The organism is Helicobacter sp. CaF467b (assembly GCF_022664765.1).
Taxonomy (GTDB): Bacteria; Campylobacterota; Campylobacteria; order Campylobacterales; family Helicobacteraceae; genus Helicobacter_D; species Helicobacter_D colisuis.
The window spans coordinates 306,484-330,711 of record NZ_JALAIY010000001.1 but is presented as its reverse complement, the minus strand read 5'-3'; the positions used below and the strand labels follow the sequence as shown (position 1 = coordinate 330,711).

Genomic DNA, 24,228 nt, shown 5'->3' with positions numbered 1-24,228 from the left:
TTAATCTCCTAAAAGCTTTAAAAATGCTTCTGTGTTAAGCCATTGAGTGTTAGAACCAGAATTGTATTCAAAACCTCTTTGAACTAATTTTCCCACTTCGCCTAATGCATTAGTGCTAAAATCTGTAATAAAATTAAATTGAATTGTTGGAGCAATCACAAAATGATCATTAAACTCATATGTAATATGACTATCATCACTTGGACACATTGTTTCATGGATTTTTTCTCCAGGACGAATCCCAATAATCTTATGAGGCAAATTTGGAGCAAGAGCCTTAGCTACTTCAGTGATTTTCATTGAGGGAATTTTAGGGACAAAAGTCTCTCCACCTTTCATTCTCTCAAAATTTTTCAAAACAAAATCCACCCCTTGCTGCAAGGTAATCATAAATCGTGTCATCTCTGTATCAGTAATAGGTAATTCTTTAGCTCCTTTAGCAATTAATTTTTGAAAAAATGGCACGACAGATCCCCTTGATCCAATAACATTCCCATAACGCACAACAGAAAAACGAGTTTTTCGGCTTCCTGTCATATTATTAGCTGCTACAAAAAGTTTATCACTAGCAAGTTTTGTAGCTCCATAAAGATTGATGGGATTAGCAGCTTTATCTGTAGAGAGAGCAATCACCTTTTCCACTCCATTAGCCAAGGCTGCGCTAATCACATTTTGCGCCCCATAAATATTTGTCTTAATACATTCTGTAGGATTGTATTCTGCAGCAGGCACTTGCTTAAGCGCTGCTGCGTGAATGATATAATCAATTCCATTTGTAGCCTCTTTTAATCTTGCTTCATCTCTCACATCACCCAAAAAATACCGCATACAAGAATCACTATAAACTTGTGCCATTTCATATTGCTTGAGTTCATCGCGAGAGAAAATCACGATTCTTTGAGGCTTATAACGCTTTAACAGGGTTTTTGTATATTGCTTCCCAAAGCTACCTGTCCCACCTGTAATTAAAATATTTTTACCATCAAACACAACTTCCCCTTAAGTTTGGATACCTTATTTTGCCATAAATCCCTTTAATTATTCAAAAGCATCTTTATAAAATTATTATTTAAGTAAAAAGGGTATATAATTAACCATTTTTCTAAAAAGTTTAAGGGTAAAATTATGGATATTAAATTAGTTCGCGAACACATCAGTGAAAAACCTCAAAAAGTTACAATAAAAAAATTAGAAGAAATGCTAGAAGCTCAAAAAATGGATATTTTTTATTGCGATAAAGAAAATTCCCATAAAGATATGATGGCATTAATGGAATACTTTGAAAAAAAAGGGAAACATGTTTATTTTAGAGAAGTTAAATATGGACTAGATGAAGGCGATTATATGTATGAATTTCACATATTATAATTTAAAGAGCTAGACTTGAACAAGAAACTCTATATTGAAACCTTAGGTTGTGCGATGAATGAACGCGATAGTGAGCACATCATCGCAGAACTTGAAGAAAAAGAAAATTACACACTAACAAAAAATCCAAAAGAAGCCGATTTGATTCTTATTAACACTTGTAGTGTGCGTGAAAAGCCCGAAAAAAAGCTTTTTTCTGAAATTGGACAATACGCAAAAATCAAAAAAGAAGATGCAAAAATCGGCATTTGTGGTTGCACTGCAAGCCACTTAGGTGATGAAATTTTAAAAAAATCCAAAGCTGTTAATTTTGTGCTTGGCGCTAGAAATGTTTCTAAAATCTCTCAAATTCTACACAAAGATCGTGTTGCTTGGGTAGATATTGATTATGATGATAGCACCTATGTTTTTAGCTCCAAACATAACTCAACTCTCAAAGGCATGATTAACATCTCCATTGGCTGCGATAAACAATGCACTTATTGCATTGTCCCACACACACGAGGCAATGAAATCTCAATCCCTGCTGATTTGATTTTAAAAGAAGCTAAAAAGCTTGTGGATAATGGCACAAAAGAGATTTTGCTTCTAGGGCAAAATGTGAATAATTATGGTCGGCGTTTTTCTAATGATCATCGCAAAATTAACTTCACACAACTTTTGAATGAAATTTCACAAATCAATGGTTTGGAGAGAATCCGATTTACTTCTCCACATCCCTTGCATATGGATGATGAATTTATCAATGAATTTGCAACCAATCCAAAAGTGTGCAAGGCAATCCATATGCCTTTGCAAAGTGGTTCTACAAAGATTTTACAAAAAATGAAGCGCGGATACTCTAAGGAATGGTTTTTAGATCGTGTGGCAAAAATGCGCTCTTTAATTCCTGAATTGAGTATTGGAACTGACATTATTGTGGGCTTTCCAACAGAGAGTGAGGAAGATTTTTTAGACACCTTAGATGTGCTAGAGAAAGTGCGCTTTGACACGCTTTATAGTTTTATTTACTCCACACGCCCACACACACAAGCTGCAACTTGGCTTGATAATGGCGAAATCCAGCTTCTTGATGAGGAAATTGCCAAAAATAGATTAATGATTCTAAAAGATAGACACAAAGAAATCCTAGCACAAGAAAACGCTAAGCAACTTGGCAAAATTCACCCTGTATTATTTGAAAGCTATGATGAAGAAAACCTTCTCTTAGAAGGCAGAAGCGATACTAATAAACTTATAAGAGTTAAGGCAGGGAGAAACCTTATTGGAGAAATTTGTAATGTAAAAATCTCTGAAATCAAAGGTGCGCAGCTCATTGGAGAGCTTCTTTAGAATCTTAGAGATGAAAAATATCAAAAGAAAACTCATTCTTTTCTTTTCTCCCTCTTTGATTTTTTTTCTCATCAAACTTCTTTATAAAACCTGTAAAGTTGAATACCAAATTGACCCCAAAACACTAGAATTGCTTCAAAAACAACAAAATTTTATAGTAGCCTTTTGGCATGGGAATCTACTTATGCAACCTTGCCTTTTTAAGAAAATTCTAAAAAATAGCCCTCAAAAAGCCTATGTGCTTATTAGCCAACATTTTGATGGAGATATTATTAGTCGCGCAATCAAGCTCTTTGGGATTGATTCATTAAGAGGATCTAGTTCTAAGGGAAATATTAAAGTGCTTCTTTTAGCTCTAAGAAAACTTCAAGAAAATGATTTTATAGTCATCACTCCAGATGGACCAAGAGGACCCTATCACAGCATTGCAGATGGAATCGTGCTACTCTCCCAAAAATCAAAAAGACCTATTGTTTCCTCACAAATCCATTACCAAAAATTTTGGGAATTTAAGAGTTGGGATAGATTCCAAATACCAAAGCCTTTTAGTCGCATTACCCATATTTTAAAAGAGCCTTTGTGGATTGAAAACTTAGACTTAGATAAAGCAAAAGCCAAAATTCGACACATTATGGAAACTTGAAATTGAAAAATACTTTTTTATATTTGCTCTTAGGTGCGATTCTTTTATTGATTTTAGGGTATTTTTTTTCACCTTCTTATACCTTAAGCTCTCAAGCCAAGAAAGAATTTACCAAAGGAAACTACCAAGAATCTTATCAACTTGCCACGCTTGCACTCAAAGAAGACCCCTATAATCGTTCAGCCTTTAGCATTGCTAATCAATCCAAACAACGACTAAACCTCCAAAGATTCTTACAAAAAACGCAAGATTATTATAAAAAAGTCTCAAAACTACTCCAAAGTCCCTCCATAACTCCACAAGAACTTTTAGAGATTCAATGGATTTATGATGCCTTTAGTAAAGAATACGCCACTCTTTATTTCTTTAACAAGCCAACACCTGACGAAAAAGAAGCCATAGAAAATTATGCGCAATGGTTTAAGCAACTCAAAGAAAAAATTGACCTTGCAAAAAAGCAATCATCATTAAATAAATCTTAAGTTTAAGCAGATTTTTTATCAAACTTTGTTAAAATAAAAAAGACATTTTTAACAAAATTAATATCACACTTTTAAACAAGGTATTTAATGAAAATTATTCTTATTTTACTTTTATCTTTTAGTTATGCTTTATCGCAATTTAATTCCACTACTTACGATCTCAAAAGCGAAGAAGTGTTAAAAACTTTTGATGTGAATCCAGATTTTTTAAACAATCCCTACTTCATTGATGTTAAAAATTCCTTTTTAGGAGAAATCAAACAAGATTATTTACTTAAAAAATTTAAAGATAATTATGAATTTATTCCCACTTTAAAAGCAATGTTTTTAGAAGAAGATATTCCTCAAGAATTTCTCTATCTTGCAATGATTGAATCAGGTTTCTCACTCTCTGCAAAATCCAATAAACGCGCCGTTGGAATGTGGCAATTCGTGCCAAAAACTGCACAATCTTTGGGATTAGATATTAACACCCAAATTGATGAACGCAAAGATCTTATCAAATCCACTAAAGCAGCCATTGTTTATCTAAAAGGCCTAAAGCAACAATTTGGGAAATGGTATCTTGCAGCAATTGCTTATAATTGCGGAGAAGGCAGACTTAGAAAAGCTATCAAAGAAGCCAATAGCGATTCACTTAGCATACTCTTAGATATAGAAAAAAAATATATTCCCCTTGAAAGTCGCATGTATATACGAAAGATTCTTTCGCTTTCACTCTTGTTTCACAATGTCAATATGCTTAAAACCAACGACTATGATTATTTTTTAAATCGCGGTGCTAACTCGCTCTTAGCCGCCATTGAAGTTGCGCCTGCTACTCCACTTGCAAAAATTGCAAGAGAAGCCAATCTACCTTTAAATAAACTCAAAGCCTACAATCCACAATTTAAGCGCAATATTACCCCAACATATGCCAAAATCTATTCTGTTTATTTACCTTATCAATTCTTAGCCACTTACAAAACAAATACTATTGATAAAGTCGCCATTCAAAACAAGCCTTACATACTTCATCGCGTCAATAAAGGCGACACAATTTACTCCATTTCTAAACACTATGGGGTTTCTTCAAAAACTATTACTCAATACAATGCTATTAAAAATGCTAATTCACTCTCTATCAATCAAGAGATTGTGATTCCTTTAGAGCAAGGATAAACTATGAAAAAAACTCTTTTTTTAAGCCTAATATTTACATTTTTGTTCTTTGGTTGTAGCAGCAAAAACAATCTTTACTACAATAAAACTCCTAATTATGGAACAATGAATAACAGCCAGCAAAGCCAAAAAGCTACGATGCGCCCTTATCAAATCAATGGCAAATGGTATTATCCAACTATGGTTGCTTTAGGCGAAACTTATGAGGGGATAGCTAGTTGGTATGGACCAAAATTCCACGGCAAAAAAACCTCCAATGGTGAAACTTATAGTATGTATGCTCACACAGCCGCTCATAAAACTCTGCCGATGAATACTATCGTGCGTGTTACAAGCAAAGAAAATGGAAAATCTACCATCGTTAGAATCAATGATCGCGGACCTTTTATTAGTGGCAGAATCATTGATTTATCTAATAGTGCAGCGCGTGATATAGATATGCTCCAAAAAGGGACTGCAAATGTCAGAATCGAAGTGATTGGATTTAATGGCGCAATCTCTAATTCTATTCCACTTACCAAAGAAACACTTGCCACAAGTGAATACAAAGTTGCTACCACGCAAACAAGCGTTCAGCTTTCAAAATTCTTAGTTCAAATTGGAGCCTTTAGAAATAAAAATGGAGCACAAAGATTTCAACAAACTCATGCAAACTCTCACGGATATAAAGCGATTATCAAAGAATATTCTCTTAATGGCTTACCTATTTATCGCGTTATGCTAAGTGGATTTCAAAGTGAGGCTGAAGCAAGAGATTTTATCTCTCTCCAAAAAATCGCTGGTGCATTCATCACTACGGAGTAAAATATGGAAACTTTAACAAGAAACACCAAAGAAACTCAAATCTCTGCTAGTTTAGAAGTCTATGGTTTTGGTATAGCAAATATCCAAACAGGGATTGGTTTTTTTGATCATATGTTACAATCGCTTTGCAAACACGCTTCTTGGAATCTAACCCTAGAGTGCAAGGGGGATTTGGAGGTGGATTATCATCATAGTGTTGAAGACTGCGGAATCGTTATTGGACAGCTTCTTAGAAACTCTCTTTTTCCTATTCAAAATGTCGAGCGCTTTGGTAATAGTGCAGTTGTAATGGATGAGGCTTGTGTAGAATGTGATTTGGATCTTAGCAATCGTCCTTTTTTGGTTTTTGAAGTCAAGACAGAGGGCAAAGTTGGCACTTTTGATTGCGAGTTGGTTGAGGAGTTTTTTAGGGCTTTAGTCTTTAATGCCGGTTTATCAGCGCATATCATACAAAAAAGAGGCAAGAATCGTCACCACCTTATTGAAGCTAGTTTCAAAGCCTTTGCTGTTGCCTTGCGTCGCGCTTGTGTTAAAAACGAGAAAATAGGAATCCCAAGCACCAAAGGCGTCTTATGATTAAACTAATCGTGCTTGATGTTGATGGAACCCTAACTGATGGTAAAATCACTTATGATAATGAAGGAAATGAGCTTAAAAGCTTTAATGTCAAAGATGGACTTGGGATTGCTGCTTGGATCAAGCTTGGCAAAAAAGCGGCAATCATTACAGGCAGAAAATCACAAATCGTAGAAAATCGCGCCAAAGAGCTTGGCATCACCTACATCAAACAAGGAATCTCTAACAAAGCCAACGCGCTTTATGAGATTTTAGATCAATCTCAAATCCACATTGATGAAGTTGCTATTATTGGCGATGATTTAAATGATTTATCTATGTTTAAAATCGCCAAATACACTTTTGCGCCTAAAGATTCTGCTAAAGAAATTCAAAGAATTGCTCACATGGTCCTAAATAAAAAAGGTGGCAAAGGTGCTGTTAGAGAAATGATTGATATTCTTATCAAACAAGAAAACCTAGAGGATAAACTCTATGAGATTTTCTAGTCTAAGAAAACACAAAAACCCCTCAAAGCCAAAAAGCGGAAGAATCGTAACAGGCTTTTTTGTATGCCTTTCGCTTTTTAGCATTGCAATGGTTTTTATACTCAACAAGCAACAAGAGGAGAAAAAACAAGCTCTTGCAAATATTTCACGCTTTGAAGCTTTTGATTTTGAATATTACAAAATCTCATCACTAGGTGTAGAGACTTATGCTATAGGCAAAAATGCTAAAGAAACTAGTAAAGAAAGTGGCATTTTAGAGCAAATTAGCGTTAATCATTATTTGTTTGAAGAGCAAAAATCAGAATTTTTGCAATCTAGTTTAGCCTTTTTCAATAGGCAAGACATTCTTTTCCCCAAAGGCGTTAATTACACGCGTGATGCCATTAAATTTTGGAGTGAAGTGGCTAATTATTCTATCCCAACAAAAGAAATTTTAGGAAAGGGAGACTTTATGATTTTTAGCGAAACCTACAATATTCGGGGCAAAAATATTCTTTATAAAAATGGCAAAATCTATGCCAATAATGTTCATGGAACTCTTACAACGGATAAAAAATGAGGTTTTTCATTTTAATACTTGCCTTTTTATTGCCCTTGATTGCCGATGAAATAGTTATCGATGCCCAAGAGCTTATTGCCGATGAAAAAAGCAAAGTTACCCAACTAAAAGGAAATGTGCAAATCACAAGATTGCACGATAAGCTAAATTGTGATGAAGCCTATATTTTCTTAGATAAAAATAATAAGCCCACCAAAATGCAAGCCCTAGGAAATGTGAAGTTTTGGCTAACTTTAGAAAACAATCGCAAGATTCAAGGCAAAGCCAATGAGCTTCTTTATTTTCCAAACACTCAAGAATATCAAATTATTGGTAGCGCTTTTGTAGAAGAACCTGCTAAAAAAAACGAAGTTAAAGGAGAAAAAATCATTATCCGCTATAAAGAGGGTTATATTAACATTGTTGGAGATGACAAAGCTCCTGCACGACTAATATTTAAACTTGACAAAGAAACAAAAAAATGACTTACACACTCTCTAAAGCCAGTTTTTTTACCTCAGCGCAAAATCTCTCCCAATGCCCTCCACCACTCCTAAGTGAAATTGCTTTTTTAGGGCGAAGTAATGTGGGTAAAAGCACCCTTATTAATCTCTTATGCAAACAAAAAAATCTAGCAAAAAGCTCTCAAACACCAGGAAAAACACAGCTTATTAACTTTTTTTTAACACATTGGAAACAAAAAGATAGTGATGAAATTTTACAAATTTATTTGGTTGATTTACCTGGATTTGGTTATGCTAAAGTCTCCAAAACACAAAAAGAGCTTTGGAATAAAAATCTCATTGAATTCTTAAAAAAGCGTGATAGTATCCGACTTTTTGTGCATTTGCGCGATAGTCGCCACCCTCATTTAGAAATTGATTCTAATCTTGTTGAATTTTTAAGACCTTTTTTAAGAAAAGATCAAAAAATCTTACAAATTTTTACCAAATTTGACAAACTCAACACTACCCAAAAAATCAATCTTAAAAAAGAATTTCCAAATGCGCTATTTTCTAGCTCTTTACAGAAAAACAACCTTCAAGAAATGAGCGATTTTATCCTTAATCACACGCTAGGAATTCAAACAAACCTTGGAGAAACAGAATGATTATCACGCGACCCACACTCAAAAATATCCCGCAAATGCGCGAGATTCTTAAGCCTGAAATTGAACGTGGAGTGATTTTAGAGAGACCCTTAGATATAATGGCAAATATGATTCGATCTTATCATATTGCTTGGGAAGAAGAAGAAATCCTAAGATCACAGCAAAAACTCAATTTAGAAAATAAAAAGCTAGAGGATTTAAAAAAACCAATAATGCTAGGTTTTTGTGCGTTACATATTCATTCTTTGGAATTAGCAGAGATTCGCAGCCTTATTGTTGTGCCTTTTGCACAAAGAAAAGGCGTAGCAAGTGCCTTGATAGCAGATTGTCTTAAAGAGGGCAAAGTTTTGGGTATTGGTGAAGTTTTAGTTTTAACTTACAAAAGGGTTTTGTTTGAAAAAATGGGCTTTAATGAAATTAGCAAAGAAAAGATTCCTAATCAAAAAATTTGGGCGGATTGTATTTTATGCAAGCATTTTCCTCTATGCGACGAAATCGCACTGATAAAAAAATTCTAAGAATCTTTTTCTTAGTTATTGGCATTGTTTTTTATATTTCTATTAGTGATATTTACTATCTTTTGCCTCCACTTTTTGGAGTTATTTATGTATTAGCACAGGAGAGGTATGAAGCAAATGATATTAACGCCTTTTATTGGCTAATCCCCCTTTTAATTTTTCTTGAAACAAGCAAGGGATTGCCTTTTTTAAGCACTCTTTTGTTTATGGCTTTTTCTTTTAAAGTCATCTTACCAAAATTTAGAAAATTTTTTGGCTTTAGTAAAATTTTTATCCCATTTTTTATTATTTATGCCTATTTTGGCTATTTTATATTTTTAAACTTTATGGGATTTTTATTAGATTATGATGTGCCACCATTTTCTTGGTTTCTTAGCTTTTATGCTGGGATTGAAATTGTGTTAATTTGGCTATTTTTATGGATATTTTAAATGCATAAGCGTTTGTATTTTGTCTTTTTTTGTTTTATCGTCTTTTGGTTGATTTTACTAATAAAAATCTTTAACTTGAGCATTCTTAAAAATGAACAATATCAAGAACAAGCTATGAAAAATATCCTGCGTGAAGAAATCATTGCCCCTATTAGGGGAGAAATTTTTGATCGCAATGGGGAACCACTTGCCACAAATAACATAGGTTTTACAATTTCACTCCCACCCAACTTATCTTTACGATCAAATTTACCCATTTTAGAAAAAGAAATTGAATATCTTTTGACATTTTTTCCGCAACACACCAAAGAAGAATTGATAAAAAAATACCGACAAAAAGATTCGCCTTATAACCACGATTTTATTCCCATTATTGATTTTGTGGAACACAGCTTTATCCTAAAATATTATCCGTATTTTTTTCAAAATGAAATTTTGAGAATCAGCCCTCTAGCAAGGCGTTATTATCCCCACAAACAAAGTGCTTCGCATATTATTGGCTATGTTAGCAGAGCAAATGAAAGAGACATAGAGCTTCAGCCTATTTCTAATTATACTCAAAACATTGGCAAAGATGGACTAGAGAAGCAATATGATGACTTTTTACAAGGACAACTTGGCAAGAGAGTAATAAAAGTTGATGCCCTAAATCGCGAGATTCAAACCCTCTCTCACCAAGATTCTAAAAAGGGCGATTCTCTAATTACTACTTTAGATATCGAATTACAAAAAGCAATGGATCAAGCTTTTGAAGGAAAAAATGGCACTGCTATTATTATGGATGCTACCAATGGAGAGATTCTAGCCGCAGGAAGCTACCCTGAATACGATCTAAATCAATTCATTGGCGGAATCTCACACGACAATTGGAATGCCTTGCGTAATAGCCCATACAAACCCCTTATTAACAAATTTGCCAATGGATTATATCCGCCAGGATCGGTAATAAAAATGGGAATGGGATTAGCCTTTTTGGAATATGCAAAAATTGATGAAAAAGAAGAGCTTAATACTCCTGCTTTTATTGAATCAGGTGGAAGAAAATTTCGTGATTGGAAAAAAGGAGGTCATGGAAAATCTGATCTCTATAAAGCCCTAAAACGAAGTGTGGATGTGTATTTTTATCTCCTTTCTCAAAAGGTTGATTTTGAAGATATTGCCAATGTCTTAAAACAAATGGGATTAGGCGAAAAAACTGGAGTTGATTTGCCTAGCGAATCGCGCGGAATTGTCCCTTCTCCTAGCCTGAAATTCAAGCGCTTTAGAGATAAATGGTATGAAGGTGATAGTATTATTAGCTCCATAGGACAAGGTATGTTTCTTACTACTCCTTTGCAAATTGCAAACTACACTTCCCTTATTGCAACAGGCAAACTCCCCACTCCTCATTTTGCCAAACGCATTCAAGATAAAATCCAATCCTACCCACCCAAAGATGTGTTAAATGATTTTCAAAAAAGCAAAATGGGAGTTTTACGCGAGGGAATGCGACAAGTCTGTAGCGAAACAGATGGTACTGCTTATTATGCCACACGCGCCAGTAGAGTGAAACTAGCTTGTAAAACAGGAACTGCACAAGTTGTTGGAATCTCGCAAGAAGATGAAGAAAGAATCAAAGAAGAAGAAATGGATTATTTTCATCGCTCACAAGCTTGGATTACAGGATTTTTACCCATTGATAATCCTAAATATGTAATTACAATTATGGTAGAACACGGCGGTAGCGGATCTGGTGCTGGGGGACCGCTTTTAGCAGAACTTGCTAATGCCCTAATAGACTGGGGCTATGTCAAAGAGACGCGCAAAAAAAAGGAATAGTAATGACTTTAGATTTTCTCCCAAAACTCCTTGCAAACAAAAAAATCATTCTAGGAATCTGCGGTAGTATTGCCATTTATAAATCAATAGAAATTTTGCGTAACCTCCAAAAACTTGGTGCGAGTGTGCGCGTTGTAATGAGTGATGATTCGCAAAAATTTATCAATCCGCTTTTATTTGAAGCACTTTGTGGTTACCAAGTGCTAACCACGCAATCCCAAAATTGGGGAGAGATTCCACACAATCACATTGAAATAGCCTCGTGGGGCAATATATTTTTAATAGCTCCAATTAGCGCTAATTCTCTTAATAAGGTCGCTTATGGAATAGCAGATAATATTCTTTTGGAGAGTTTTTTAGCCTTTGATGGTCCAAAACTCATCGCTCCTGCTGCTAATACCAAAATGCTCCAAAATCCTACCACCCAAAGTGCTTTAAATCTTCTTATTCAAAGAGGAATCGCCATTATTCCCTCCCAAAGTAAAGAACTTGCCTGTAAAACTATAGGTGATGGCGCATTAGCCGATCCTTTAGAAATTACTTACCAAACCATTCGCGCATTTTATCAAGAAAAGTTTTGGGAAAATAAAGCCCTTTGTATCACAAGTGGAGGTAGCAAAGAAAATATTGATAGTGTGCGCTATCTTTCAAATCATTCTAGCGGAAAAATGGGCGCTTCTTTGGCTTTAGCGGGATATTTTCTAGGCGCAAAGGTTACTTATATAGGTAGCCTATGCCCCTACCCTCTCCCACTTAGAATCAATTATAATTCCGCACAAAGCACCCAAGACTTTCTCCAATCTATCCAAAAATGGCAAGAATCTAATGCTTTTTCTAAAGATTCTTTTTTATTTATGAGTGCAGCCATTAGCGATTATATCCCAAAAGAATCCTTTCAAGGCAAACTCAAAAAAGAAGCCATAGGGCAAGAGTGGAATCTATGCTTGCAAAAGAATCTTGATATTTTAAGCACTATTAGCAAAAAACAAACTACAATTGGCTTTAAACTAGAAAGCCAAAATGGATTAGAAAATGCGATCAAAGCCTTGCAAAATAAAAATTTAGATGCAATTTGCCTTAATGAAATCTCCCCTTCTTTAAATCCTATGAATGCTACAGAAAATCAAATTACATGGGTTAGCCAAAAATCTCAAAAAAACTTAGGTAAAAGCGATAAATTAACCCTTGCATTCCAAATTCTTAATGAGGCAAAAAGTTTATGATAAAGCAAATGGGGCAACTCACGCAAGTGCAAAATCAACTCCAAAATGCAGCAGGTAAAACCACGCAATTTAATGCCACATTGCCTATGAAGCTTGAAGTCATGGAAAAACTACAAGGAATCCGCTATATGATAAAAGTAGGCAATATTGCAATGGAAACAAAAAGCATTAAAGACTTGGAAATTGGTGGCAAATATTGGGCGATGATGGGAAAAAATACAAGCGGATCTATCACACTTTCAAATCTTATTAAACAACCAAAACTTCTCAAAGATGAAAATATACCACTAAAACTAAGCAATGAGGCGATGCAACAATTTTTACAAGGGGAAAGCCCCTTTGAAGTTATGCGTGGATTTTTAACCGAACGACTTGGAAATGCCGAGAGCAAGTGGGAATTTGCCTTTTTAAGCCATATGCTAATGTCGCTCAAACACAAAGTTTTAACTCTCCCCTTGCATTATGATGATGAAAAGAAAAATGGCTTTATGCAATTGCGCAAAAAGAAAATAGCCAATCAAAACGCCCTAGAATTTTATTCGGTTTTTGCAAATCTTGGCGCAACTTGGGGAGTCTTGTATAATCTTGATTTAGGGACAAGACTTGATATTTATGTTATGTATGAAAGCGTGGCTAGAATCCTAAAAAACAATCTTAGTGAGCTAAAATTTATCGCACAAGCTAATATTAATGTGGATAGCACAATCACCCCACTTTATGATTTTAGCGATTCTTTGCTTGATTTAGAAGGTTAAATGTTAAATCATCTTGCAATTATTATGGACGGCAATGGGAGATGGGCAAAAAACCGATTCAAACCTCGTTTTTTTGGTCATCAAGAGGGAGCAAAAATCATTCATTCTATCACTGAAACCTGCGTAAAAAAAGACATAAAATACCTAAGTCTCTATGCTTTCTCCACGGAAAATTGGAATCGCCCCAAAAAAGAAATTGATTTTTTAATGAATTTGTTAGAAAAATATCTGCACGATCAAACCCAAACCTATCTTAATTCAAATATTGTTTTTAAGGTTATTGGCGATATTTCCGCTTTTAGCCCAAAATTACAAGAAAAAATCCACCATTTACAATCTATTACCGCAGAATCTTGCAATGGCTTAACACAGATTCTTGCCCTAAATTATGGTGCAAAAGATGAGCTAAGGCGCACATTTTTAAAAATCCAAAGCAAAAATCTCCCCATAACACAAGAATCAATCACACAAAACCTCGATACAGCAGGAATCCCTGAAGTAGATATGCTAATTCGTACTGGTGGGGAACAGAGGCTTTCAAACTTTTTACTTTGGCAAAGTGCTTATGCTGAACTCTTTTTTACCAAAACTTTATGGCCTGATTTTAGAAGCGATGAACTTGAAGCAATGATAGAAAAATTTGCGACAAGACAAAGGCGCTTTGGCGCAATTTGATAATTTTGCCTACTACATACTCTCTAAAGCTCTAAAAAGTAACAAATCTTTAATTGCTTATGCTATAAATTTAAAATTGAAAAACCAATGAACATTTTATAAATGATAATTAGCTGGAGATTGAATTCCTCGGCTTTTGTAACTATAAAATTTAAATTTGGAATAATATTTGCTTTATTTTCTGCAAAATACTTTTTTAAAAAGGATTGCAAATGTTAAGATCTTTATGGTCAGGTGTTAGCGGTATGCAAGCTCATCAAGTGGCTCTTGATGTAGAATCAAACAATATCGCCAATGTAAATACCAATGGTTTTAAATATTCTCGTGCGGACTTCTCAACAATGGTTAGCCAAACCAAACGAGCCGCTACGATTCCTTATGCAGGTTATGGTGGGGTGAATGACTATTCTGTGGGACTTGGAACAGGGATTGAAACTACCACAAAAATCTTTTCACAAGGTTCTTTGCAAAATACTGGCAGAAAAGCGGATTTGGCTTTAGAAGGCAATGGAATGTTTGTTGTAAGCAACAATGGTGGTTTTACTAATATGTATTCAAGAGATGGTGCATTTAGCTTTGATGCTGTAGGTAACCTTGTAACTACAAGCGGTTATATTGTGCAAGGCTGGGTGAGAGATCTTTCTAAATTAAATTGTAATTGTGGTAGCGGAAATATCAATCGCGTTGATTCAACAGGACCTATTGGAAATATCACTATTGATCCACGCCTTACTATCCCTGCAAAAGCTACTGAAAGCGTTACTGGAAATATCAATCTAACAAGCGGAAACAAAACAGAAAATACTACTTGTCCAAGCCCATTAGATAGCACTTCAGCTAATAACTATATTGCAGGTGGCTTAGATAGACTTTATGATACTACTGATAAACAACTTGAAGTTCCTGAAGATATGGGTGTAATGTTTAATGATGCAGGAGAGGCAATGCGACTCCAAGAAGGACAAGGGATTTGGGTTAGCTACCAAACTGCTACCACTAAACCATTACAAATTGATTCTGCTACAGCTGGAGCTGCAAGCATTACCATTAATGGTGTAGAAATTACTTGGAATAATGATCCAAATGCAAGTGGTTCTTCTAACCTTCTTGCTGCACAAGTTGCGATTAATAATCTTAAAGACACCACTGGAGTAGAAGCACTCACAAGAGGAAATACGCTTATCCTACAAAACACTAACCAACTTGATGGTGATGGTAGCAATAAAAATATTCGCGTTACGGGAAGAAGTGGCGCTGTATTAGGTTTTGGAGACAATAGAAACAATCTTGATTCTGCTACAACCGTTACCACTGCTTTCAAATACAACTACACACTCCAAACTGATGCAGATTCAACTTCAGGTCAATTTAGAACCACAGAAGACTTAAGAGCACTCATGCAACAAGATGCTAATAAAGTCAAAGAATTTGGTGGAGATTCAGCGGCGGCTGCTGCAGGAATGACAGGAAACAACCCTACTTTCCTCCAAAGTAACTACACCGTGAGTGTGAAGCTCAATAGAAATGGACAATTTGAAATCAATAACCGAGATGATGGGGTCAATGTCGCAAATAACCAACAAGGTGCTGCTTATGATAACCTAAATATCTTTGTTTCAGCCTATAATGATACTCTAACCACTACCAATGTGCTTTTCAAAAATCAAATGAAAGCAATGAATACAGGAGTATTAGTAGAAGGGGGAAATATCACAAGCACCGCAGGTTTAAGAATGGCAACTTATTCTCAAACACTTGATATTTATGATAGTCTTGGAAATAAACACGATTTCACTATACAATTTACTAAAGTCGCTGGAAATCAGTGGAATTGGCGTATCATCGTGCCAGAACCAGCAGAACTCATCGGTGGAACTGCACAAAGACCTAATATCCTAGAGGGAGGTAGCGTAACTTTTGGAGAACGAGGTGAGATTCTAGGGTTTAACCCATCAACCGTTCAATTTAAGCCAAACAATGGTGCTGCATTCCCACAAAGTATCGACTTGGATTTTGGAACAAGCGGAGGATATGATGGACTAAAAAGCACCGCTGCTGAATCACAAGCCACTAATATTAGAGGCGATGGTTACACTGCAGGAATGCTCCAAGACTTCTACTTTGATGCCACAGGAACAATGATAGGAAAGTTTGACAATGGACAAAATCTTGCTTTAGCACAAGTTGCTGTAGCAAGTTTTGCCAACTATGAAGGCTTACAAGAATCAGGTAGCAATCTCTTTGCTGAATCTCCAAACTCTGGAGGACCTACAATAGGAACTGCTGGATTAGGCGGAAGAGCAAGTATTCAAGCCTCTAAACTAGAAATGAGTAATTCTGACTTAAGTCGTGGTTTAACTCAACTAATCGTAGTGCAAAGAGGATTCCAAGCAAGTTCAAAATCTATCACCACTTCTGATCAAATTCTCAATACACTCCTTGGCTTAAAACAATAATTCTCCCACTTTGGGAGAATTTTCTCCTTAAGATTAAAATTTCGCATTTTGATAATCTCACCAACTAGATGAAATATTTTAGGCATTGTAACTTTTTAATTAGCCTTCTGCCACTTTGATATGCTAGTGAATATCTTTCAAAATCTCCTAAAAATTATTTATCTTTACAAGAAAACTTATTGTTATATCAATCTAAGCTTTAACTATTAAGAATTTTGCTGATTTTTATATTAGCAGTAGATAGCCAGATTCCAAGAATCTAGCTTAAAATAAAATTCTAAAATTAAGAAGTTGCACTAAAGTTTTATGCTTTAACACAAAGGGCAATTTTACTAAAAACTACCATTAAAGAAATTCCAAAAACGCCTACTCTCTTCAGTTCTATTATATTTAGAAGTATAAGTTTTTGGTGGATTTTCAACAAAACTATTCACATTATCCAAATAATATTAATACTTAATCAAATAAATATTAAATAAGAATTATTAATTGTAAGAATTATTAATTGTAAGAATTGTTAATTGTAACAATTTAAATATAAAAATAGTAACAATTATTATTTTTAATAATTGTTTAATTTAAAAAACATTATTCTACCCCCATTCCTATTTTTTCAAAAAGGTTAAAATGATGAAAAAGTTATACTATTTTGCAATTACTAGTGCATTATTTGCACAACAATTAAGTGCAACTGAAAATATTGCCTCACCCAAACAATTTACACAATTAAAGCAATTTGGACCACCGGCAATTATTAATCCAAATATTGCGCTTGGATTTTATCCAGAAAATCAGTTTGATCACACATCGCGCAATACCTACTTTTCCGCTGTAAATCCGCTTGATTCTTCAATAAATCCTTTTCATTTTAGTGTTGGATATTTTGACAATGCAAGATACGAATCGCTTTTATTTAAAGTAAGAGAAACAAAAACTTATGCGATTTTAAATACTAATCATACAAATGCAAATTCTTACAAAAGTGGAAATGGGGATTCTGTTAATTTTGGTTATGATAGATTTAGTGCAAATATTGTCTTAGGAACAATTTTAGATTCTAAAAATGAGGCAAAATTCACCTTTATTTATGATGGAATCTCCGATGATAAACAACCACAACACAATATGGATGCAATACAAACAGAACGTTATATTAGTCGCTTTAATTATCGTTTTGGAGAAGCTGATTTGTCTAATACTTTAAATTTTGATTTATCCTATATCGTGCTTAATAGAGAGGCGGATAATTTTTCTTTACGAACTAATAATGCAATGCGTATGAAAATGGAAGTGGATAGAAGTATTTTTAATACAGAAATAAAACATGATGTAGATTTTTCTGCATTCCATAATCTTTTTGGAATTGGATACGCCTATGATACACATATTGCAAGGCGTTTTGGGAAAGCACCTAGTGCAAAAGATTTTACTCTTAACGGGTATCGAATTCCAGATGTTAAAGTAAATGAATTTTCTGCCTTTAATACACTAACTTATGTGCCAAAAACTAATCACAAAATAGCTTTGGGATTTACTTATAATTTTAATCAAGCAAAAGTAAATAAAATCAACGAAGTTATAGCAAGACAAGGCACACAAATCATCACCGCACAAAATATTTGGAAAAACCATTATGGAGAAACTTTTAATGGGAAAGTAGATCATCATACTTTTAGCGTTGCCTCAAAATATAATTTTACACCTTCATCCACACAAACTTATACACTTGCCTTAGAGAGTATTGAAAGGATTCCCAGTAATGACGAAAGATTTGTTGCGCTGAATCCTCCAAATAACTTAGCAATAGGACAAGGTTGGGCTTCTAACCCAAACTTAAAACCAGAAAGACGCAATAGAATCAAAGCCCTATTAACATTAAAAGATGAAAATTATTTAAATTATATGGAATCGCACTTTGATAATAATGCATGGCAAATTGGAGCTTTAGCAGTTATGGATTATGCGAATGATTTTATTATTTGGGATCGTGCAAGAGGACAGCAAGGCACAAATCCTAATTACAAATCAAATAATATTATCTCAAGAAATATAGATGCCACTTTATATAGTTTTGGTGCCTTTGCAAATTATAATTTTTTAGAAAATTTTGGGGTAAAGGCAAATATTTATTATAACTATGGTGAAAATAGAAGTGATGATCGCCCCTTGTATCAAATTGCACCACTTGAAACAACTTTAAATTTTGATTACCAAAACTATGCAAGTTTTGGTAAGTATGCGCTAGGAAGCGCAATAAGGGCTGTTGCAAACCAAAATAGAGGAGATTTTGACGCCAAAAGCGGTCTAGGAATTGATAGAAAAATGGGAGGTTTTGCAGTAGTAGATCTTTACGGAAGTTTAAGCTTTAAAGATACTTTTGGACTGCGTTTTGGTGTGAATAATGTATTTGATAAAAATTATAGCGAATATATTAGCGGTTCTCATGTAGAAGCTGTTTCGCCAACAAATATTATTTATGCCCCCGGTAGAAGTTTTTATATCGCATTACATGGAAATTTTTAAAAGGAGATAGTATGCAATACAACACACAAAGAAGAAATTTTTTACAAAAAAGTATGATTTTAGGTTTAGGAGCATTTAGTGCATTATCCTTTCCAAATGTGCTTTTTGCACAAAATACACTAAATATTTGGGGTGCACCAGCGCTTATTTCTCTAAGTCTTGCTGTTGCAATTAAACAAGGTAGAGCTAGAGATATAATTCCGCTAAATTATAAAGAATGGAAAACTCCAGACCAACTTAGGGTTGGATTTGCTGGGGGTGATTTTATTTTAGCGGCTTCTCCTTCAAATGTGGGAGTAAATCTTTATAATCAAGGCATTGATATAAAAATGTTAAATATTTTAACAAATGGATTAAACTATATTTTTACAAAAGATAAAAATATTGTGAGTTTAAAAGATTTAGAAGGCAAAAAACTTATTGCACCTTTCAAAAATGACTTGCCAGATATCGTATTTCAAGCCTTATGCAATGCACACAATATAAATCTTAATAAAATTACAATCCAATATGTCCAAACTCCACCAGAAGCCACAATGCTATTTGTAAATAAAAATGAATTTGATGCGGTTATCACACAAGAACCTATGGCTTCAGCAATGCAATTACTTGCTAAGAAAAATGGTGTAGCAGTATATCGCAACATTGATGTTCAAAAATTATGGGAGCAAACCTTTAAAGAATGTCCTAAGATCCCACAAGCTGGACTTATTGTAAGAGAATCTTTTTATGTAGAAAATAAAGATTTTTTTGAAGTCTTCCATAAGGATTTAGACAATGCAATTACTTGGATTTTAAACAATCAAGATACCGCAGCAAAATTTGGTGCAAAATATCTACCAACGCCGGAATTTGGAATTAAAGCAGCAATCCCCTATGCAAATTTTACAGCCAAAAAATGTAGCGATATTGCACAAAACCTAGATGCATTTTTCTCAATTATTTACCAACTTAATCCAAAATTATTGGGAGGTAAAATGCCTCCTAAAAGCTTGTATTTATGATTATAGAAGATGGTATAGAACAAAAGCTAAGCTTACTTCATAGAATAAGTAATTATCTAATAGAAAGTTTAAGTGGGCTTGGGATTCTTTGTCTTCTTTTTGGAATCTGGGAAATTGGAAATCAATTTATGGGAAGCTTCATTCTCCCTTCTCCATTGTCTGTTTTAGAGCGTGCTCTAGAGCTTTTAATTTATAAAGATAGTGCAATAGGCATCACACTTTATCGTGTATTTTTAACAATTCTTTTTTCTTTTGTATTTGGCGCGTTGCTTGGCATCTTATCAGGAAGTTTTAAGACACTTGCCAAGCTCTTTAAGCCCTTAATGGATATATGTTTAGGGATTCCACCAATTGTGTGGATTGTGCTTGCATTATTTTGGTTTGGAATTGGAAATATTAGTGTAATTTTTTCAGTGTTTATCGCAATCTTTCCTTTAAGCTTTGCAAATACAATGCTAAGCATTATAACTCTTGATAAAAGACTGGATGAAGTATGCATTGTATATCGATTAAATTTATACAAACGCTTAAAATATTTCTATATCCCCCATATTTTACCACACCTTTTAAATGCTTTAAGTCTGGTTAATGCAATGGGAATAAAAATCATGATAATGGCAGAACTTTTAGGTGCAAGTGATGGCGTTGGTGCAAAGATTGCAGATGCAAGAAGCTATTTAGATACTACAGAAGTTTTAGCCTATGTTGTAGTTATGGTTGGAATTATTTTATTATTTGATTTTTTAGTAATCAAGCCTTTAAGAATTATTTTTTTACCTTGGCAAAAATAAGGATAAAAATGCCACTTTTAAAAATTACAAATTTAGATTTTTATTTAGCGCATAGCTGCATTATTGAAAATTTTAACTTTTCCATAAAACAAGGCGAGATTGTAACACTTTTTGGGCCTTCAGGCTGTGGAAAAACCACGCTTCTAAAAATTATTAGTAGGATTTTAAAGCCTTGGAATGGAAGTGTAGAATATACAGGAAGAGTTGCATATTTATTTCAGGAACATAGACTTTTTGAATCTGTAAGTGCATATGAAAATATTGCTCTAGTGATGCAAAAGATAGATAAACAATGGATTTTAGGAGCTTTAAATAGTGTTGGGTTAAGCGAGAAAGATGCACAAAAATATCCCCAAGAGTTAAGCGGAGGAATGCGTGCTAGAGTTGCTTTTATCCGTGCATTAGCATATCCATGCAATATTTTGTTGCTTGATGAACCTTTTTCTGGATTAGATTTTAAAATGCGCGAGATTTTAATAAAAAAAGTCACACATTTAGCCAAAGAAAAGGGAGTTGCTGTGATTTTAGTAACGCACGATGCATATGAAGCTTGCATGCTCTCAAGCAAAATTCTTTTCCTATCCACGCATAAAATGCAAATTGAAAAAACACTAAATATCACACAACAAGAGAGAAATGAGAAGTTTTTAAAAGAACTCTTTAAGCAAGAATTTAAAGGGAGAATGTATTTTGACTAAAACAAACAAAGAATTATTATATGATTTTTTTACGCATCCTATGCGAATATTTTTTCTTTATGCTGGAATCTTAGCACTTTTTGGCGTTATGATTTTACTATTTCAAATTGGTAACTTTATACATTTGCATCAATTTATTTTTATAGATCTTTTTTTGCGGTTGTGCATTTGCTGGATTTTTATTTTCTGCAATTCCAGATTGGACAAATTATAAAAAAAGTTTGCTTCCATTTAGTATTGTAGCTTTTATTTTGCTAAACTTTGCACTATTAACTGAACTTTTAGCATTAAATGGCAGAATCTTTATGCTTTTATTTTGGTTATGGATTCTGGGAAGTTGTATATTTTGGCTCTATAAGGACAAAAATACAAATCATCTTAATCTTATTTTCGTGCTTTTGTGCCTTGTTTTCTTGCAAAGCTTTGGTCTTTTTTTTGCACCAAAACCTTATGCATTAATTCACTGCTATGTTGCTGGAATTATTGTAATTGGCTTTAGAGTTAGCACAGTATTAGCACAAACTGCACTAGATAAAATAAAAGGTGAAAATTCTTGTGTATTTATTCCAAATCCTATTTTGCGCAATCTCTCATATTTTGCTATCCTTATGTTAGCACTTTGCAACACTCTCTCTTTATCGCAAACTTTGCAAGGTTTTATCGCACTTGGTGCTGGACTTATCTTACTTAGCAGAATCTATGAGTGGCATTATAAATTTTTTTTAAAAGTGCATTACACATTAATCTATTATTTTCTATTACTTGGAAATGGAATCTTTTATGTGCTTTTAGGGGTAAATGATTTATTTAATTTTAGTTATTCAAGCACATTTTTACATGGAATTACACTTTTTGTTTTGATTGGCTTTATTTATCTGGTTTTTAATGTTGCCTCTCTTAGGCATAGCGGACAGATTGTGCTAAATTTCCCTTTAAACTCTAAAATTGGATTCTTACTTTTGGCTTTAGCTACCCTTACAAAAGTCTTTTTATGGCAAAAATGGGATCTCTTTTATATCAATTTTCCAGCAATTTTGCTTAGTGTAATTTTTATTGCTTTTTTAAGAGATTTCTTTATTATTTATAGAGATAATGATTTTAGTGATGACCCAAAATAGCAATCCTGAAAACTATTTTATCCATAAGTGCTCTTTTAAAAGAATAAGTTTTAGGTTATAAGGCAAATCACTTTAATTAAGGCACAGATTACTTAATTTACCTACAGCAATATCAAAAAACAAAAGGGATTTGGATTGCAAATTATTATAAAATAAATCTTGTAACAACGAATTCTTTATTTTAATCTGATAAAAACTTATTGCGTTGATATAATAATTTTGCCTTTTTGTGTTTTAATTAACCCTTCTTTTTTGAACTCTCTCAAGACTCTAGAGAGCGATTCGGGGCTTGTATTAAGCTTTTGAGCAATTTGCCTTTGGGTAAAATTTGATAAATCCTCTTTGTTTTCCAACAAAAACTCTTTAACCCTTTCTTTAAGGCTTTGTGAATACCTTGAAATATGATTCTCCAAGATTCTAATTTTTTGACATAAAGAAGCAATAAAGGAAAAGCAAAAGTCTGCATTTCCCACACAATATTTTTTGAAAGTCTCCAAATCAATCTCTAAAATCTCGCATTCTCCAACACAAACCGCACTTGCAGGATAAGGTAATCCTAAAAAACTAGGCATTTCAGCAATAAAACTTGGCGCAAGAATATAATGAAAAGTTTCCTCTTTATTTTGATTAGTCTTATAAATTCTCACTTTCCCGCTCAAAAGCACCAAGATTCTCTTTGGAATCTCCCCTTCAAAAAATAAAAACTCATTTGGATTATAAAAACGCTTATAACCAACAGAATAAAGCATTTTAATGTAATCTTGCATTTTCTCTCCAAAATTTTTCAACAAGTATAACAAACTTAACCCATATCAATTTTTATTTTTTAAAGATTTGCTATGATTTTACTAAAATAAAAGGAGTATTTTATGGAAGCACTTTATCCTTATTTTTTGTTAGTTCATCTTGTTTGTGCGATTATTTTTCTAGGCTTTATTTTCACTGATGTAGTGCTACTTACGCCCATTAGAAAAGTTTTAGGTGATGAGTTTGCCAACAAAATGTTTAGCATCATCGGCAAAAGAGGTGGAAAAATAATGCCTTTTTGTCTGCTTCTTTTGGTGCTTAGTGGTGGAGCTATGATTAGCCGATATATCGGAAGTGATATAGGATATTTTAGCACTCACTTACAACAGCTTTTGGTGCTAAAAACCTTTTTAGCGCTTCTCATTGTCCTTGCAGTCATCACTTCACTTACCTTTCACTATATCCTAAAAAAGCCAAATCCTCTTGCTAAAATCATTCATCCCTTGGCTTTGATTTTAGGGTTATTCATTGTCATTTTAGCAAAATTTGCTTTTTACTTCTAAGGAGTTTTTATGCAATACCAAACAATTTGCACTGAAGGAATTGATCTGCTAATGGATATTTTTTATGCCAAGATTCGAGCTGATAAAAATGGAGTTGGAGATATCTTTAACAAAGCCATTGGCACAAGCGATGAGCAATGGGAAGCTCATAAAAAAAAGATTTCAAGCTTTTGGCAGGGAATGCTTTTAGGAATTGGGGATTACAAAGGACAGCCAATGAAAGCGCATTTAGATTTGCCTCCATTCCCTAGAGAATTTTTTAGCATTTGGCTTGAGCTTTTTGAGGAGAGTCTTCACAAGGTTTTTAGTCCTGAAATTTCTATGCAAATTTTACAAAGGGCGCAAATGATTGCTGAGAGATTCCAATATATGCTTTATGAAAGTGGGCATTAAGCTTATTGCAGA

The 24,228-nt window shown here is 33.9% G+C and carries 27 protein-coding genes; 25 read left to right on the top strand and 2 right to left on the bottom strand.

All coding sequences use genetic code 11. From position 1 onward, the window contains the following. Positions 1-990, bottom strand: a complete 990-nt coding sequence (gene pseB / locus MKD52_RS01680) for a UDP-N-acetylglucosamine 4,6-dehydratase (inverting) (RefSeq protein ID WP_112057217.1) — start codon at positions 988-990, stop codon at positions 1-3. 135 nt (positions 991-1,125) lie between these two features. On the opposite strand from pseB, the gene MKD52_RS01675 reads away from it, so the two are divergent. From MKD52_RS01675 to MKD52_RS01565, 23 genes are all read left to right on the top strand, one after another. Then, entirely contained in the window at positions 1,126-1,368 is a 243-nt protein-coding gene (locus MKD52_RS01675; protein ID WP_112057218.1) for an HP0268 family nuclease, read from the top strand. Between the two features lie 15 nt (positions 1,369-1,383). Beyond that, positions 1,384-2,700, top strand: coding sequence for a tRNA (N6-isopentenyl adenosine(37)-C2)-methylthiotransferase MiaB (gene miaB / locus MKD52_RS01670; protein WP_277930778.1), 1,317 nt, complete (start codon positions 1,384-1,386; stop codon positions 2,698-2,700). Between the two features lie 10 nt (positions 2,701-2,710). Then, a complete protein-coding gene (locus MKD52_RS01665) occupies positions 2,711-3,343 on the top strand; it encodes a lysophospholipid acyltransferase family protein (protein ID WP_242099891.1) in 633 nt (210 codons plus the stop codon). Between the two features lie 2 nt (positions 3,344-3,345). Further along, a complete protein-coding gene (locus MKD52_RS01660; RefSeq protein WP_112057220.1) occupies positions 3,346-3,825 on the top strand; it encodes a hypothetical protein in 480 nt (159 codons plus the stop codon). Between the two features lie 87 nt (positions 3,826-3,912). Continuing rightward, positions 3,913-4,986: a lytic transglycosylase domain-containing protein gene (locus MKD52_RS01655; protein ID WP_242099037.1), complete on the top strand. Its 1,074-nt coding sequence runs from the start codon at positions 3,913-3,915 to the stop codon at positions 4,984-4,986. Between the two features lie 3 nt (positions 4,987-4,989). Beyond that, positions 4,990-5,790: a septal ring lytic transglycosylase RlpA family protein gene (locus MKD52_RS01650; RefSeq protein ID WP_112057222.1), complete on the top strand. Its 801-nt coding sequence runs from the start codon at positions 4,990-4,992 to the stop codon at positions 5,788-5,790. A gap of 3 nt (positions 5,791-5,793) precedes the next feature. Then, positions 5,794-6,366: an imidazoleglycerol-phosphate dehydratase HisB gene (gene hisB, locus MKD52_RS01645; protein WP_242099036.1), complete on the top strand. Its 573-nt coding sequence runs from the start codon at positions 5,794-5,796 to the stop codon at positions 6,364-6,366. Beyond that, entirely contained in the window at positions 6,363-6,854 is a 492-nt protein-coding gene (locus MKD52_RS01640; RefSeq protein WP_242099035.1) for an HAD-IIIA family hydrolase, read from the top strand. The genes hisB and MKD52_RS01640 overlap by 4 nt, the downstream gene beginning before the upstream one ends. Then, entirely contained in the window at positions 6,841-7,413 is a 573-nt protein-coding gene (locus MKD52_RS01635; protein ID WP_242099034.1) for a hypothetical protein, read from the top strand. The genes MKD52_RS01640 and MKD52_RS01635 overlap by 14 nt, the downstream gene beginning before the upstream one ends. Further along, a complete protein-coding gene (gene lptA / locus MKD52_RS01630) occupies positions 7,410-7,877 on the top strand; it encodes a lipopolysaccharide transport periplasmic protein LptA (RefSeq protein ID WP_242099033.1) in 468 nt (155 codons plus the stop codon). The genes MKD52_RS01635 and lptA overlap by 4 nt, the downstream gene beginning before the upstream one ends. After that, positions 7,874-8,503 carry a ribosome biogenesis GTP-binding protein YihA/YsxC gene (yihA, locus tag MKD52_RS01625; RefSeq protein WP_242099032.1) on the top strand — a complete coding sequence of 210 codons (630 nt, stop codon included), beginning with the start codon at positions 7,874-7,876 and terminating at the stop codon, positions 8,501-8,503. Before lptA ends, yihA begins: the two co-directional genes overlap by 4 nt. Beyond that, the gene (locus MKD52_RS01620) at positions 8,500-9,021 is read left to right on the top strand and encodes a GNAT family N-acetyltransferase (RefSeq protein WP_242099031.1); all 522 of its coding nucleotides are present in this window, start codon (positions 8,500-8,502) and stop codon (positions 9,019-9,021) included. Before yihA ends, MKD52_RS01620 begins: the two co-directional genes overlap by 4 nt. Next, the gene (locus MKD52_RS01615; protein WP_242099030.1) at positions 8,988-9,452 is read left to right on the top strand and encodes a hypothetical protein; all 465 of its coding nucleotides are present in this window, start codon (positions 8,988-8,990) and stop codon (positions 9,450-9,452) included. The genes MKD52_RS01620 and MKD52_RS01615 overlap by 34 nt, the downstream gene beginning before the upstream one ends. After that, positions 9,453-11,270: a penicillin-binding protein 2 gene (gene mrdA, locus MKD52_RS01610; protein WP_242099029.1), complete on the top strand. Its 1,818-nt coding sequence runs from the start codon at positions 9,453-9,455 to the stop codon at positions 11,268-11,270. Between the two features lie 2 nt (positions 11,271-11,272). Next, positions 11,273-12,493 (top strand): bifunctional phosphopantothenoylcysteine decarboxylase/phosphopantothenate--cysteine ligase CoaBC, encoded by a 1,221-nt coding sequence (coaBC, locus tag MKD52_RS01605; protein WP_242099028.1) that lies wholly within the window; start codon positions 11,273-11,275, stop codon positions 12,491-12,493. After that, on the top strand, positions 12,490-13,248 hold the full coding sequence (locus MKD52_RS01600; RefSeq protein WP_242099027.1) for a hypothetical protein: 759 nt from the start codon (positions 12,490-12,492) through the stop codon (positions 13,246-13,248). Before coaBC ends, MKD52_RS01600 begins: the two co-directional genes overlap by 4 nt. Beyond that, complete coding sequence (locus tag MKD52_RS01595; RefSeq protein ID WP_112057232.1) at positions 13,249-13,923, top strand: di-trans,poly-cis-decaprenylcistransferase; 675 nt, start codon at positions 13,249-13,251, stop codon at positions 13,921-13,923. Positions 13,924-14,135: 212 nt separating this feature from the next. Beyond that, positions 14,136-16,379 (top strand): flagellar hook protein FlgE, encoded by a 2,244-nt coding sequence (gene flgE, locus MKD52_RS01590; RefSeq protein WP_242099026.1) that lies wholly within the window; start codon positions 14,136-14,138, stop codon positions 16,377-16,379. A 630-nt stretch (positions 16,380-17,009) separates the two neighbouring features. Further along, the gene (locus MKD52_RS01585; RefSeq protein WP_242099025.1) at positions 17,010-18,902 is read left to right on the top strand and encodes a TonB-dependent receptor; all 1,893 of its coding nucleotides are present in this window, start codon (positions 17,010-17,012) and stop codon (positions 18,900-18,902) included. 11 nt (positions 18,903-18,913) lie between these two features. Beyond that, the gene (locus MKD52_RS01580; RefSeq protein ID WP_242099024.1) at positions 18,914-19,906 is read left to right on the top strand and encodes an ABC transporter substrate-binding protein; all 993 of its coding nucleotides are present in this window, start codon (positions 18,914-18,916) and stop codon (positions 19,904-19,906) included. Further along, complete coding sequence (locus MKD52_RS01575) at positions 19,903-20,697, top strand: ABC transporter permease subunit (protein WP_242099023.1); 795 nt, start codon at positions 19,903-19,905, stop codon at positions 20,695-20,697. Before MKD52_RS01580 ends, MKD52_RS01575 begins: the two co-directional genes overlap by 4 nt. An 8-nt stretch (positions 20,698-20,705) precedes the next feature. Next, a complete protein-coding gene (locus tag MKD52_RS01570; protein ID WP_112057236.1) occupies positions 20,706-21,395 on the top strand; it encodes an ATP-binding cassette domain-containing protein in 690 nt (229 codons plus the stop codon). Positions 21,396-21,541: 146 nt separating this feature from the next. Continuing rightward, on the top strand, positions 21,542-22,513 hold the full coding sequence (locus MKD52_RS01565; RefSeq protein ID WP_347340927.1) for an NnrS family protein: 972 nt from the start codon (positions 21,542-21,544) through the stop codon (positions 22,511-22,513). Between the two features lie 197 nt (positions 22,514-22,710). On the opposite strand, the gene MKD52_RS01560 is transcribed toward MKD52_RS01565, so the two are convergent. Continuing rightward, positions 22,711-23,280, bottom strand: a complete 570-nt coding sequence (locus tag MKD52_RS01560) for a Crp/Fnr family transcriptional regulator (protein WP_112057282.1) — start codon at positions 23,278-23,280, stop codon at positions 22,711-22,713. A 102-nt stretch (positions 23,281-23,382) separates the two neighbouring features. Here MKD52_RS01560 and MKD52_RS01555 point away from each other — a divergent pair, with 102 nt between their 5' ends. Together MKD52_RS01555 and MKD52_RS01550 are read left to right on the top strand one after the other, a co-directional pair. Beyond that, a complete protein-coding gene (locus MKD52_RS01555) occupies positions 23,383-23,823 on the top strand; it encodes a copper resistance protein CopD (RefSeq protein ID WP_112057238.1) in 441 nt (146 codons plus the stop codon). A 9-nt stretch (positions 23,824-23,832) separates the two neighbouring features. Then, a complete protein-coding gene (locus MKD52_RS01550; protein ID WP_112057239.1) occupies positions 23,833-24,216 on the top strand; it encodes a group III truncated hemoglobin in 384 nt (127 codons plus the stop codon). Positions 24,217-24,228 lie beyond the last annotated feature (12 nt).